Annotated in this window: 13 protein-coding genes; all 13 read right to left on the minus strand. The window is 63.4% G+C overall.

From position 1 onward, the window contains the following. Positions 1–20 precede the first annotated feature (20 nt). A complete protein-coding gene (locus BMX94_RS00665) occupies positions 21–1,292 on the minus strand; it encodes a BMP family ABC transporter substrate-binding protein (RefSeq protein ID WP_091002851.1) in 1,272 nt (423 codons plus the stop codon). A 242-nt stretch (positions 1,293–1,534) separates the two neighbouring features. Further along, positions 1,535–1,918: a ribosome silencing factor gene (gene rsfS, locus BMX94_RS00670; RefSeq protein ID WP_091002411.1), complete on the minus strand. Its 384-nt coding sequence runs from the start codon at positions 1,916–1,918 to the stop codon at positions 1,535–1,537. Positions 1,919–1,926: 8 nt separating this feature from the next. Beyond that, a complete protein-coding gene (gene yqeK, locus BMX94_RS00675; protein ID WP_286159968.1) occupies positions 1,927–2,580 on the minus strand; it encodes a bis(5'-nucleosyl)-tetraphosphatase (symmetrical) YqeK in 654 nt (217 codons plus the stop codon). After that, complete coding sequence (nadD, locus tag BMX94_RS00680; protein WP_091002413.1) at positions 2,577–3,284, minus strand: nicotinate-nucleotide adenylyltransferase; 708 nt, start codon at positions 3,282–3,284, stop codon at positions 2,577–2,579. The genes yqeK and nadD overlap by 4 nt, the downstream gene beginning before the upstream one ends. Next, positions 3,281–4,540 carry a glutamate-5-semialdehyde dehydrogenase gene (locus BMX94_RS00685; protein WP_091002415.1) on the minus strand — a complete coding sequence of 420 codons (1,260 nt, stop codon included), beginning with the start codon at positions 4,538–4,540 and terminating at the stop codon, positions 3,281–3,283. The genes nadD and BMX94_RS00685 overlap by 4 nt, the downstream gene beginning before the upstream one ends. Before the next feature lie 110 nt (positions 4,541–4,650). After that, positions 4,651–5,769 (minus strand): glutamate 5-kinase, encoded by a 1,119-nt coding sequence (gene proB / locus BMX94_RS00690; RefSeq protein ID WP_091002417.1) that lies wholly within the window; start codon positions 5,767–5,769, stop codon positions 4,651–4,653. Beyond that, the gene (gene obgE / locus BMX94_RS00695; RefSeq protein ID WP_091002419.1) at positions 5,769–7,160 is read right to left on the minus strand and encodes a GTPase ObgE; all 1,392 of its coding nucleotides are present in this window, start codon (positions 7,158–7,160) and stop codon (positions 5,769–5,771) included. The genes proB and obgE overlap by 1 nt, the downstream gene beginning before the upstream one ends. A gap of 115 nt (positions 7,161–7,275) precedes the next feature. Then, complete coding sequence (gene rpmA, locus BMX94_RS00700; protein ID WP_059054493.1) at positions 7,276–7,524, minus strand: 50S ribosomal protein L27; 249 nt, start codon at positions 7,522–7,524, stop codon at positions 7,276–7,278. Between the two features lie 40 nt (positions 7,525–7,564). Further along, positions 7,565–7,876 (minus strand): 50S ribosomal protein L21, encoded by a 312-nt coding sequence (rplU, locus tag BMX94_RS00705; protein ID WP_042089376.1) that lies wholly within the window; start codon positions 7,874–7,876, stop codon positions 7,565–7,567. A gap of 189 nt (positions 7,877–8,065) precedes the next feature. After that, positions 8,066–8,773: a TIGR03936 family radical SAM-associated protein gene (locus tag BMX94_RS00710; protein ID WP_091002421.1), complete on the minus strand. Its 708-nt coding sequence runs from the start codon at positions 8,771–8,773 to the stop codon at positions 8,066–8,068. Then, a complete protein-coding gene (locus tag BMX94_RS00715) occupies positions 8,770–10,647 on the minus strand; it encodes a TIGR03960 family B12-binding radical SAM protein (RefSeq protein WP_091002423.1) in 1,878 nt (625 codons plus the stop codon). The genes BMX94_RS00710 and BMX94_RS00715 overlap by 4 nt, the downstream gene beginning before the upstream one ends. Positions 10,648–10,649: 2 nt before the next feature. After that, positions 10,650–11,654, minus strand: coding sequence for a DUF697 domain-containing protein (locus tag BMX94_RS00720; protein ID WP_091002425.1), 1,005 nt, complete (start codon positions 11,652–11,654; stop codon positions 10,650–10,652). A gap of 24 nt (positions 11,655–11,678) precedes the next feature. Then, on the minus strand, positions 11,679–12,887 hold the full coding sequence (locus BMX94_RS00725; protein WP_502685905.1) for an FtsW/RodA/SpoVE family cell cycle protein: 1,209 nt from the start codon (positions 12,885–12,887) through the stop codon (positions 11,679–11,681). Between the last annotated feature and the right edge of the window lie 2 nt (positions 12,888–12,889).

Below are 12,889 nucleotides of genomic sequence, written 5' to 3' on the forward strand. Positions count from 1 at the left end.
CCACGCTGAGATGTGACCGATTAGAAGGCGGTATCCAGAAGCTCGATACCATCAATCTGAACATCGAAGTATGGCGCCGAGCGGTACTCGGACTCGTGGAAGTACCCGTCAGAGACAGCCTCGGTATCTGCGGTGTAGTTGGCATCGGTGTCAACGTCCGCCATGTAGGAATCGAGCTTTGCTCCCTTGACTGTAAAGGTGGAGGTGTCAAAGACGTGCACGCTGCCGTCCTCAAGCTTGCCCTTGACCTCGTCAAGCTTGTCCTGGGTGCCCTGGGCGGCGACGGAGGTGTTGAGGTCGGTGAGCTCGACGGAACCCGTAGAGAGAGTGCCCGTCCAGTCGGTATCGATGGAAGAGCCATCCTTCACAGCCTGGATGGCGTACTTGTAGTACGGGACCCAGTTGATGCGCGACGAGATGATGTAGGTGTTGGGGCAGGCGTCCTGGGTGCTGCCGTTGTAGGAAACGTCTGGTACGTCCGCGTTCTCGCAGGCGGTAGGAGCGCCCATGGAGTCTGCGTGCTGGGAGATGAGGACGCAGCCATCGTTGATAAGCTTGGTCGCACCCTCCTTCTCGGCGGTCTCGTCGTACCAGGAGCCCGTGAAGGTGACCTCCATGGTAACGGAGGGGCAAACCGACTTGGCGCCGAGGTAGAAGGAGGTGTAGCCGGAGATGACCTCTGCATACGTATAGGCGCCCACATAGCCCATCTTGGCCTGGTCGGCGGTAATCTTTCCGGAGTCGATCATCTCGTTGAGCTTCATGCCTGCAGCAACGCCCGCAAGGTAGCGGCCCTCATAGATGGAGGCAAAGGCGTTGTGGTAGTTATCGAGGCCCTCGGTGTGCGCCTTGGTACCGGTAGAGTGGCAGAACTGGATGTCGGGGAACTCCTTTGCCGCCTGAATCATGTAGTCCTCGTGACCAAAGGAGTCCGCGAAAATGATGTTGCAGCCAGCGTCGGCAAGCTCCGCCGCCGCGTTGTAGCACTCCTGCCCCTCCGGGACGTTAGTCTTGATCATGTAGGTGTCTTCGCTAATGCCCAGCTCCTTGCACGCCTCTTTGGCGGCGTTGATGAAGTTGAGGTCATACGTGGAGTTCTCGTCATGCAGGGTAATGAAGCCCGGCTTGATGGCAGCCGCATTGGAAGAGGAGCCGTCGCTTGCGCTGGCATCGGAGCTGGTGCCACTACCGCCGCTGCTGGCACAACCGGCAAGTACAAGCGCTACGGCACTGCCACCTCCCAGCTTGACAAACTGACGGCGGCTGAAGGTTTGCTCGGTAAAACTCTTCATGATGACCATCCCTTCGCGTTAGACCCAAAGTCCGTGCCAGTAGCCAAAGTCGTGGCAATGGGAATGCCTGGCCTTTGGTTTCCCGGAAAAATAGCACAGACGTTCAGACGCATAGGGATGGTGGTCGCGCTGAACACACAGCAGACCCACGCGTTAACGATGCTGAAATTATGTTAGGGAAAAGGAACTTGACGGCACGAGGGCGGCCAAAAGCCAGCACGAGGCACTGCCGGACGTATGGGCTACTCGCCCTCCTCCGAGTTGTCCTCTCCCTCCAGGTTCATGTCAACCTCCGGAGCGTCGCCCCAGAGCTTCTCAAGTCGATAGAAGTCACGCGTCTCGGGTTTGAAGACGTGCACGACAACGCTGCCAAAGTCGATGAGCACCCAGTTCCTGCCCTCGCGCCCCTCGGTCGAGATGACAGAGACGCCGCAGTTGGCACGAACCTTCTCGCGCACCTCGTCGACAATGGCGTCGGTCTGCGGATTGCTTGTTGCCGAACAAATCACGAAGTAGTCGCAGACGTCCGTCTTAGCCGTGAGGTCAAGGACGACGATGTCCTGTGCCTTCTTTGAGTCGGCGGCCATGCTTGCGACCCGTGCGATTTCATACGGTGTGATTGCCATGTTCTCCCCTATCGAGCCCCGGCGCGATTACGCGACGCGGCCAGTCGATTGTACGTATCGATGGTACCCGGCCAGAGATACCTCGAGCCTTTGAGCACGTAGATAATGCCGCCGACAAAAGATTCCCAAAAGAGGTCTTCTAGCGATACCTCTCCCACGAGCGCACGCGAGGCCTCGATGCCGGGCGTCTTGGGGCGGAGCGGCTCGATGCCGTCTGCCACGAAGAGCACCATGTCCAGGGGGCTCATCTGGGCTGCGGCGGTCGTGTGGACCTCGACGGCATGCCACACCGCCGGCGGAACCTCTGGGTAGCGGGCGGGCAGCTCGCGCGCAGCCACGATCCCGTGAAGCAGCGGGGCAACGAGCTCAAGGTCAACCCCCATGTCAATCCCAAGCTCGCGCGAGCGAGAAATGATCTTCTCGCCGTCGAGCGCCTTCTCCCAGTCATGGAGTATTCCTGCCAGGCGGGCCTCGTAGGGGTCTACCCCATAGAGAAGCGCAAGCCCCTCGGCGCAGGAGGCAACCGAGAGCGAGTGCGCAAGGCGATGCTGCTTGTGCGCAAGCTGGACCTTGAGGTCGGCCTCAAGACGTGCGATGAGCGTGCGCTGACCTGTGGTGTAGTCCGGCTCGGCATGGTCGATAACGCCCTTGTAACCTGTCACGCGACCACCTCGGAGGTGTGCCCATACCGGTTGGTGGACGTGCCGTAGAGACCATGCTTGTGGAGGTAGCCCGTCACCGGATCGGGGGTGAGGTAGCGTAGGCTCTGTCCAGCCTTGACCCGCTCCCTTAGGTGGCTAGACGAGATGGCAAGCGCGGGAACCGAGAGGTACGTCACGTCGAAGGCAAGCCCGGAGGCGTCAATGGCATCCCAGGCGCGATCAAGGTCGTAGCCCGGGCGCGTCGCAGCGACCAGGTGCGCGAGGCGGGCGATGTCCTGCGCGTCTCGCCACTTGACAATCTCGGTGATGGCATCGGCACCAGTGATGAAGTAGAACTCGACGTTCTCGGGGTAGAGCGAACGCAGGAGGCGCAGCGTATCGGCCGTGTAGGTGATGCCCTCTCGGTCCACCTCGAAACGCGAGGCAACAAAGTGGGGGTTGTCTGCCGTGGCGAGCAGCGTCATGGCATAGCGGTCCTCGCCCGAGCTCACGTTGCGATCCTGCTTGAAGGCGGGATGCCCGGCAGGCATGAAGACGACAAGGTCGAGGTCAAGGTCGTCGAAGGCCTGCTCGGCAGCAACAAGGTGCCCGTTGTGGATGGGGTCGAAGGTGCCACCCATGATGCCAAGCCGGTAGGTACGGCCGTCATCGACACCAAGAACTGGCAGGTCGCGTTCCCTGAGGGCGGTTGCGTCAACGCTCATCGTACCTGTCCGTCCCCGCGCACGACGTACTTGGTGGTGGTGAGGGCGGAGGCTCCCATGGGGCCGCGGGCGTGCAGCTTCTGGGTCGAGATGCCTATCTCGCCGCCGAGTCCAAAGACACCGCCGTCCGTAAAGCGGGTGGACGCGTTGGCGTAGACCACGGCGGCGTCCACACCGGCGAGAAACGTCTCGCAGGCCTCATAGGAGTCGCTCACGATAGCCTCGGAGTGACCCGTGCCGTAACGGTTGACGTGTTCGATTGCCTCGACAACGTCCTCTACGCACTTCACGCTCATCTTGAGGTCAAGGTATTCCCTGCCCCAGTCGTCCTCGGTCGCCGCAGCCATGGGAACCTGGGCACTGGCAGCAACCTTGCGGGCTAGCTCGTCGCCCACAAGCTCCACACCATGCGCGTGGAGGGCCATGAGGACGGGCGGGAGGAGCTTCTCGGCAGCACAAGCGTCGACGAGAAGTGACTCCGCGGCGTTGCAGACGCCGGGCCGTGAGCACTTGGCATTGACGACGATGTTCACGGCCTTCTCGACATCTGCATCTCGATGCAGGTAGATATGGCAGTTGCCGGTGCCGGTCTCAATCACGGGGACCGTGGCGTTCTCTACACAGTAGCGGATGAGCGAAGCTCCCCCGCGCGGGATGAGCACGTCGACAAGACCCGTAGCGTGCACGAGCTCGGAGGTCTGGGTGTGTTCGGCGTCATCATCCACGTATTGCACGGCATCTGCGGGAAGGCCGCACTCGACAAGTGCATCCCTGCAGCAGGCCGCAAGCGCCATGCAGGACTCCCTGGCAGCCGACCCGCCCTTGAGGACGCAGGCGTTGCCGGAACGGATGCAGAGGCCGAAGGCATCGGCCGTGACGTTGGGTCGTGCTTCGTAAATCATGGCAACGACGCCCATGGGCACCGAGAGCCGCTCCACGCGCACCCCGGAGTCGAGGGTCCTACCCCAGCTCACACGACCAAGCGGATCTTCCTGCCGGGCGATCTCCTCAAGCGAGGAAGCGATGCCATCGAGTCGCCCGGCGTCGAGCATGAGCCTGTCGAGCAGGGGCGCCGGCATGCCCGCAGTGCGAGAACGGTCCATGTCGTGGCCGTTGGCCACCACAATGGAATCCGTGCGCTCGCGGATGAGGCGTGCAGCAGCGGCAATGGCAGCGGACCTCTTGGCCGCAGCGGCCTGTCCAAGCGCATGCGAGGCAGCGCGCGCAAGCGACGCCTTGGTACGAGCCTCAGACATTGGGTTGCTCCCTTCGAAGACCGGTTAGCTATGCCTATCCTAGCAGCACGTGGTTGGCATGGACACCGGTCGTAAGGCATGAGACAAAGGGACTGTCCCTTTGTCTCATGCTAGAACACCAGCAGCTCGTCGCGATGGATCGCGGGCTGAGCCGCATCTGCGCCCAAGAACCGGGCAACCACGTCGAGCTTGAGGCCACGGACGCGTGACATGTCGTCTGACGAGTAGCGCACGGCCCCTCTCCCCAGCAGCGTGCCGTTAAGGTCGCGAACGTCCACCACGTCTCCGGCGGCGTAGGTTCCACGAGTCTCGACCACGCCAACGGGAAGGACCGAGGCGCCCCGCTCGGTGACGGCGCGGGCGGCGCCATCATCCAGAACAAGCGTGCCACGCACAACCTCGGCGAGGCCAATCCAGAGCTTGCGGCCCAGCTCGTGCGGGGTCTCCTTGCTGCTGGCCTCGAACCGCGTGCCAACGTCCACACCATGGGCGGCATCAACAAGCGCATGCTCGCGACGGCCCCGGCAGATGATCGTGGGGATGCCGGCAGCGAGCATGGCACGGGCAGCACGCACCTTCGAAGCCATCCCACCGGTCCCATAGCTGGTGCCCGCACCCCCCGCTATGGAAGAAACGCGACCGTCGACCTCACTTACACGGCCTATGAGCTTGGCCGTGGGGTCAGTCTGGGGGTTGGCCGTGTAGAGACCGTCGACATCCGAAAGAATCACGTAGAGGTCTGCCGAGACAAGACCCGCCACAATGGCCCCGAGCATGTCGTTGTCGCCAAAGGCAAACTCCGCAACGGAGACCGTATCGTTCTCGTTGACCACGGGCATGGCCCCAAGCTCGATGAGGCGTATGAGAGTGTTGCGCGCATTGAGGTACGCCTCGCGGTCGACAACATCACGACGCGTGAGCAAGACCTGCCCGCAGGGAATGCCGCGCTCGGCAAGGACGTCTGCGTACGCCTCGGTAAGCTTGGCCTGTCCAGCTGCGGCGCATGCCTGGAGCGTCATGATGTCCGAAGGCCGCTCGGCAAGCCCCAGCTCGTCTCGGCCCGCAGCAGCGGCGCCAGACGAGACGAGAACCACGTGCGTCCCCTCATGCGCAAGCTCTACCACCTGGTCGCAGAGCGAGCGTATGAAGGCGCGGTCGAGCGCACCGCGCTCGTCCACGAGGGTGGACGAGCCTACCTTGGCCACGACGAGCGAAGGCGCCTTGGACATCACTGGTCGCCCCCGTCGTCTCGCACGTCAGGCTCGTCTTCGGCAAGCTCGGCGTAGTCGTCCTTGGTGGGCTCGCCCTCGTAGGTGAAGGCAAGCTCGAGGATACGCACCTCATCGCCGGGCACGCAACCTGCCTTCTCAAGGCGGTCATCGAGGCCCGAGCGCTCAAAGCGATGCTGCAGGTACGCCACGGCCTCATCGTTATCCCAGTCGGTCTGGATGACCATGCGCTCGATGGCGGCGCCGCTCACGCGCCACACGTGGGCGCCCTCGCGCTTGACCGACATCGTGCGGTCGCGCTGCTGGCGGCGGCGCTCCCACTGCGCGGAGGCCTCTGCAGCCTCGCCCGTGGGTGCGGGTGCCGAAGCCCGCAGCTTGGCAACGGCATCTGCCGTATCGCTCACCAGGGCGTCGATACCCTCTCCCGTGACGGCCGAGATAGCGTGGAACGTGTGCCCGTCCGCCTCGGCGGCCTCGCGGAGCGCACTCACGGCATCCTCGGTTCCAGGCATATCGCACTTGTTGGCGACCACGATCTGTGGGCGCTCGGCAAGCTCGGAGGCGTATGCCGCCAGCTCTGCGTTGGTGGTGCGGTAGTCCTCGACGGCGTCTCTGCCCTCAAATCCGCCTGTCACGTCAACCACGTGCAGGATGAGCGCCGTGCGCTCGATGTGGCGCAGGAACTCGTGGCCAAGGCCCTTGCCTTCGGATGCGCCCTCGATGAGGCCGGGGACGTCAGCGCAGACGAAGGAGCGGCCGTCACGAGCACGGGCCACGCCAAGGTTTGGAACGAGCGTCGTGAAGGGGTACTCGGCAATCTTGGGGCGAGCGGCCGAGATGCGCGCGATGATGGAGCTCTTCCCCACCGAAGGCATGCCAACAAGGGCGGCGTCGGCCATGAGCTTCATCTCGAGCTCAATCCAGTGCTCCTGGGCAGGTTCGCCCTTCTCGGCAAATGCAGGCGCTCGGCGAACGGAAGTCACGAAGTGCGTGTTGCCAAGGCCACCCATGCCACCCGGGGCAACAACAACGCGCTCGCCGGGACGGGTGAGGTCGGCAATCTGATACGCAGGCTTCTGCGTTGCCGGATCAAGCTCGCGCACGACGGTGCCCAGGGGCACGCGAAGCACGAGGTCTGCGCCATCCTTCCCGTGCATGCGCTTGCCTTGGCCGTGCGTGCCACGCTCGGCCTTGAAGTGATGCTTGTAGCGATAGTCGATAAGCGACGAGAGCTGCGGGTCCGCCTCGACAATCACGTCGCCGCCGTGTCCGCCGTCACCGCCATCCGGGCCGCCCTTGGGAACATAGGCCTCGCGTCGGAACGACATGCATCCCGCGCCGCCGTCGCCGCCCTTTACGTTGATGTGAGACAGGTCTGTGAATGTGACCACGGTTTCCTCCTTGGTTGCCCCTGATGGTACGGCAACTCACAGGGGATGCGCACGAAGCGCGATATGAAACGGGCCCCGCCGAAGCGGGGCCCAATCTGGTCTATGGTGCGCGCCGCTACTCGGTGACGACGTTGACGACGTGCTTCGTGCCCTTCTTGAACTGCACGACGCCATCGGCGAGGGCGAAGAGGGTGTCATCCTTGCCACGACCGACGTTCTCGCCGGGGGTGATGTGGGTGCCACGCTGACGAACGATAATCTGGCCGGTCTTGATTGCCTGACCGCCGTAGATCTTCACGCCAAGACGCTGCGCGTGCGAGTCGCGGCCGTTGCGAGACGAGCCGAGGCCTTTCTTGTGTGCCATAGTGCTACCTGCCTATCTGAAGTGGATGGAGTGGGTGAGGCTACGCGGTGGGGAGCTCGGAGATCCTCAGCTTGGTGAGGTTCTGACGGTGACCCTTGGTGCGGTGGTAGCGCTTACGCTTCTTGAACTTGAAGACGAGAACCTTCTCGCCCTTGTGCTGGTCGACGACCTCGGCAGTGACCTTCTTGTCCTCGAGGGCGGCAGGGTCAACGATTGTCTTCTCGCCGTCGTTCAGGAGGAGAACGTCGAGCTGGACCGAATCGCCAGGCTGCGCGTCGAGCTTCTCGACGTCGAGGACGTCGCCCTTGGCAACCTTATACTGCTTGCCACCAGTTGCTACGATTGCGTACATGTGTGTAACCCTTCATTGCTGGCGTGAGTGCAACAGTAAGTTATCTTACTAGCCGCGCGGAAAACCGTCAACGAAAAATCGCCTTGACCTGCAGCGCCGCAAGGGAAACTGAATCGGGTGACCGAGGTCTGGCGCTTTTCCGCACAACCTTAGTAAGTCTATCCTCCATGGAGCCCTGTGATAGAGCAGCTACATTGGCTCCACAAGACTCCCATCTTCATCAACGTGCCGCTGGCCAAGCCTGCACACGGAAATCGCCGGCATGGGAAGGCCCACCTCCTGTGCGGCGGCAGCAATGAGCACAGCCGGCCTAAGAGAACCCTCCTCCGTGGAGCGGCAGTCCAAGAGCAAGCCGGAACCAACGGGCTTTTCCTCGAAGGAGGCAAGCGTTCGGCCAAGGTCGATGCGCTTCTCCTTCTCGCCGCGCATATAGGTGAGGACGCCACGCTCGCGCACGGCGCGGATGCCGCGAGTGATTGCCTCGACGCTCGTACCGTCAATAATGTCAACGCTCCACATGGAGCGCGTGAGCCAGGCCTCGAGGGCGGGTAGGTCGTAGGAGACATACGAGGCGGCGACTGGCTCAAGGAGACTGGGGCTCGACTTCACGAGCCTCTCGAGGGCGTCCTCGGGTGCCACCTCCTCGGTAAGGTAGAGGTCGAAGTACTCCCCCAGCGACGCCGCTCCAACGGGGAGCGCCTGCGAGAACTGCAGGCGCATGCGGCGCGCGAATCCATTGCCCACGGCAAAGGGCAGCGCCGAGCGACGAACGCTCCTATTGATGGTGTTGATAACCTCGAGGTGCCCCAGGTGCGCAAGCCTGCCGTCCTTGCGGTAGCGCACGCGCAGCCGGTACTGGTTGAGCTTGCTGTTGGTGATGGCGACGGTATTGATCATGCGCGCTCACCCCAGATAACGTTATCGACGCCAAGTGTGGGACACACGCCACACCCAACGCAGGTCTCGCGCGTGCAGTCCGGCGTGGTGACACCCTGGGCAGCGCGCCGCCACTCGCGCTGGAGGAAGCCCTTCGAGACCCCAGGAGAGGTATGGTCCCATGGAAGCCTTGCGTCGAGTGGGAACCCCTCAGACGCAATGGAGGGCAGGTCATAGCCAAGCTCCTCCGCAGCCGCCTCCCAGGCATCGTAGTCAAACTCGCTCGTCCACGCATCGAAGCGGCAGCCACGACGCCATGCGGCCAGCACGAGGTCAAAGCCCGCGCGCCCCATCTTGGAGAGCGCCCCCTCCACAAGGGAGGTCCTGGGATCGTGATAGGAGATCTTCACGTCACGGTCGGTGTTGGCGCCAAGAAGAAGCCGCGCACGACGCTCGACTTCTCCCACCTCAAGCTGTCCCGCCCACTGGAACGGGGTATACGCCTTTGGCACAAAGACGGCAACGGATGCCGAGACCTGCACCTTGCTCTTCTTGCCGCGTCCCACTATCTCCCGGCCAATCTCAAGCACGCGGTGCGTGGCAGCGGGTATCGCCAGGATATCCTCGTCCGTCTCGGTGGGGAGCCCCATCATGAAGTAGAGCTTGACGCGGCGCCAGCCATGCTCGAAGGCATTTCTCGCGGCGCGCTCGAGGTCCTCCTCGGTTACGTTCTTGTTGATAACGTCACGCAGGCGCTGCGTGCCCGCCTCGGGAGCAAAGGTGAGGCCGCCGCGCTTGGAGCCAGAGGCGGCGTTCGCCATGTCCACGCCAAAGGAGTCGAGGCGCTGGGAGGGAATAGATACGCGAATCCCCCGGCCGGCAAGGCGCTTGTCGAGCTCGTAGAGCATGGGGGCGCACTGCGAGTGGTCTGTGGTCGAGAGCGACGTGAGGGAAAGCTCGTCGTAGCCCGTCTCGGCGAGGCCCCGCTCGCTGGCCTCCACCACCTGGTCCATGGGGCGCTCTCGAACCGGGCGGTACGTCATGCCCGCCTGGCAGAAGCGACACCCACGCGCGCAGCCGCGCAGGACCTCGATGGCAAGGCGGTCCTGGATAATGCCCATGTAGGGCACAATGTGCTCGGCACAGGCGGGAGTCGACGCAAAGTCAGAAACGCAGCGCTTGAGGACAACCTCGGGGGCACCGGTGCCGGGTCTCGGCACGGCATAGCCCCATCGCGTGGAAGTCTCATCAACAACCACGTCGTAGAGCGACGGAACGTAGACGCCCTGGATGCGCGAGAGCGCGAGAAGGACATCCTCGCGAGAAGCCCCAGCGGCGCGGGAGTTCCTCACGCAGGCAGCCATCTCGACAATGGCATCCTCGCCATCACCCAGGAGAATGGCGTCGAACATGGGCGAGAGGGGCTCGGCGTTCCACACGGACGGACCGCCCGCTATGACTATGGCATCGTCCTCGGCGCGCTCAGCCGCGCGGACGGGGATGCCGGCAAGGTCCAGCGTCTCGACAATGTTCGTGGCAACGAGCTCGTGGGCGAGCGTGAACCCCACCAGGTCGAAGGAGGCCAGGGGGGAAGCGGACTCGAGGGCAAGAAGCGGCACGTGGCGCTCGCGCATGAGGTCCGCCATGTCACGCCAGGGCAGGTAGCAGCGCTCGCAGGAGATGCCGTCGGCAGCGTTAAGGGCGTCGTAGAGAATCGAGATACCCAGGTTTGGCTGGCCAACCTCATAGGTGTCAGGGTAGACGAGACACGCATGGAAGGGGCCGGGCTGGTCCTCAACGGCACCCCACTCGTGGTCGAGGTACCGCGAGGGCTTCTCGACGAGCGGAAGCAGGGGCTCGATGAGCCGGAAGAGGTCCTCTCGGGCTTGTCGCACGACTACTCACCCCTACCCACGGAGCCATCGGGGCCGAGCACAACGTACGAGGGCTCGGGCGCGCGATGCGCGCGCACCTTGCGAGAAGACCCCTGGTTTCGTACACCATCCCCAGACTTCCGGGGAAGCTCGAGGTGACGCGCCGGTGCCTGCCGGGAAAGCTCCTCGCCATGTGGGCGGAGCGAGCCGTCCTCGAAGTCAAAGCGAACCTGCAGGGCGCGGGCAGTGGCCACGGTCCCCACATAGCCCATGGCACCCTTGAAGACCCAGCCAAGGCCGGGAACGGCCTGGGAGACAGCGCGAGCGAGCGCACGGTAGCCAAAACCGGCACCTACCACGCCAGCAAGCTCAACGGCTCGCCAAGGGTCTAGCCCGCGCCCGTAGGCAACAGCGATGTCGAGGGCAAGCTTAGCCTGGTTGGCGGTCATGACAGCCATGTCGGAGCCGGGGATGAGGGTCACGGCCCCCACGGCGGCGTTCTCCATGGCGCAGCGACGCACCAGGGCATCGACCTCGGCGGGACGGCAGAAGGGGAAGTTCGCCGCCAGCGCCAGCCCCTTATCCGTGGCGCCTACGAGCCAGGTACCCAGCCGCGGAACAAGCGCAAGCGCATCGGCGCACGCAAGGACCTCCAGGTAGGGCATGGCCTCCTCGGGAAGCTCGACGTCAGGGACCTCGACCGCGGACTCCGCCACAAGGGCTACAGGGACACCACGTCGAGCGGCGTCGCGAGCAAGCACAGCCTCGGCAACAGCCTGGTCACCACAGACAACCACCAGAGCGTCTGGCGCCACGTCGTCAGGCGCGGGGGCGTCGACGGGGCGGACGTCCACGATGCCCGTTGCCTCGCGTGCAACAAGTGCTTCCTTGATAGCAAGGACGTGCCCACGGGGTGCGCCTGGAGAGATGCGCACCCACAGGCGCACGGCCTCAGAGCCGCCCTCGCGAGCATCCTTGCCTGCCCCGGCGACCTCGAGAATCTTTCCCCATGGAATCTTGCGCGCCATAATCCTCCTTACGACCGGCCGCCGCTAGGCGGACTTCTGCCGGTGCCTCCACACAGACTGTACCATCCCCACGGCCATGAGCTGCGCAATCATGGAGGTCGCACCATAGCTGATGAACGGAAGCGGGATGCCTGTGATGGGCATGATGCCCATGCACATGCCTACCTCCTCGAGCACCTGAAACGTCCACATGGCAGCGCAGCCCACGCAGACGAGCTTGCCGAACATCGACTCGCAGCGCATGCCAAGAACTATCGTCGAGAGAATCATCCACGCGAAGAGCCCAAGCAGCACGACCCCGCCGACAAAGCCGAACTCCTCAGCGAGAAGGGCAAAGACGAAGTCGGTCTGGGCCTCCGGAAGAAAGCCGTTGCCCGCCTGCGTGGCGCCACCGATGCCCTTGCCGAAAAACCCGCCGGACCCCACGGCGATTTTTGCCTGTTGCAGGTTGTAGCCATTGTTAGTTGGGTCAACCGATGGGTCGACAAACACGATGAGGCGGTTGAGCTGGTAGGTCTTCAGGATGTGCGGGAAACCGTCGAGCATCGACGTCACGATGATGGCAGTCGCGCCAACAACAATCAGCGCTATGGTCACAAGAACCCAGCTGCGCTTGGCCCCCGCGCAGATGATGATGGTCGCGCCAAACACCAGAAGCACCAGGCCAGTACCCAGGTCTGGCTGGAGAAGGATCAGGCCGAAGGGCACGAGGAGAATCGCGCAGAGCCGCACGTAGTCGCGAAGCGACTCGATCTTGCCGTTGTACTGGGCACCGAGCGCCGCCATGAGGTAGATGACCACGAGCTTGGCAAGCTCCGACGGCTGGAAGGTGATGCCGATGCCCGGAACCTTAACCCAACCCGTGATGCCTTTCGCCGAGTAGCTCAGGCCGGGAACCTTTGGCGCAATCATGAGAACGCACGCGACGATGAAGAGCACGCGCGTCATGCCCTGGAGGTTCCTATAGTCATAGCGCCACAAGAGCACGGCGCCTACGAGACCCATCGCAATACCCACGAGGTGCCTGGGGAAGTTCGCCTCGGGAATCGTGAGGGAAGCCGACCAGATTACCACCACGCCATAGACGACAAGAAGGAGCGCAGGGATGAGCTGCGAGAGGTAGAGCCCGCCCAGGGTCTTGCCAACCCTGCCGGAACCGGAGGAGTGCCTTCCGGAGGAACCCCGGTTGAGGTGGCTGCTCGCAGAGTTGAGAAGGCCTTGTCGCCGAGCCATGT

This window comes from Olsenella sp. KH3B4 (assembly GCA_900111695.1).
Classification (GTDB): domain Bacteria; phylum Actinomycetota; class Coriobacteriia; order Coriobacteriales; family Atopobiaceae; genus Tractidigestivibacter.

Excerpts from the sequence above, each read along its gene's own strand:
- BMX94_RS00665 (WP_091002851.1), bottom strand. The coding sequence starts at position 1,292 with ATGAAGAGTTTTACCGAGCAAACCTTCAGCCGCCGTCAGTTTGTCAAG.
- rsfS (WP_091002411.1), bottom strand. The coding sequence starts at position 1,918 with ATGGCAATCACACCGTATGAAATCGCACGGGTCGCAAGCATGGCCGCC.
- nadD (WP_091002413.1), bottom strand. The coding sequence starts at position 3,284 with ATGAGCGTTGACGCAACCGCCCTCAGGGAACGCGACCTGCCAGTTCTT.
- BMX94_RS00685 (WP_091002415.1), bottom strand. The coding sequence starts at position 4,540 with ATGTCTGAGGCTCGTACCAAGGCGTCGCTTGCGCGCGCTGCCTCGCAT.
- proB (WP_091002417.1), bottom strand. The coding sequence starts at position 5,769 with ATGTCCAAGGCGCCTTCGCTCGTCGTGGCCAAGGTAGGCTCGTCCACC.
- rpmA (WP_059054493.1), bottom strand. The coding sequence starts at position 7,524 with ATGGCACACAAGAAAGGCCTCGGCTCGTCTCGCAACGGCCGCGACTCG.
- rplU (WP_042089376.1), bottom strand. The coding sequence starts at position 7,876 with ATGTACGCAATCGTAGCAACTGGTGGCAAGCAGTATAAGGTTGCCAAG.
- BMX94_RS00710 (WP_091002421.1), bottom strand. The coding sequence starts at position 8,773 with ATGATCAATACCGTCGCCATCACCAACAGCAAGCTCAACCAGTACCGG.
- BMX94_RS00720 (WP_091002425.1), bottom strand. The coding sequence starts at position 11,654 with ATGGCGCGCAAGATTCCATGGGGAAAGATTCTCGAGGTCGCCGGGGCA.
- BMX94_RS00725 (WP_502685905.1), bottom strand. The coding sequence starts at position 12,887 with ATGGCTCGGCGACAAGGCCTTCTCAACTCTGCGAGCAGCCACCTCAAC.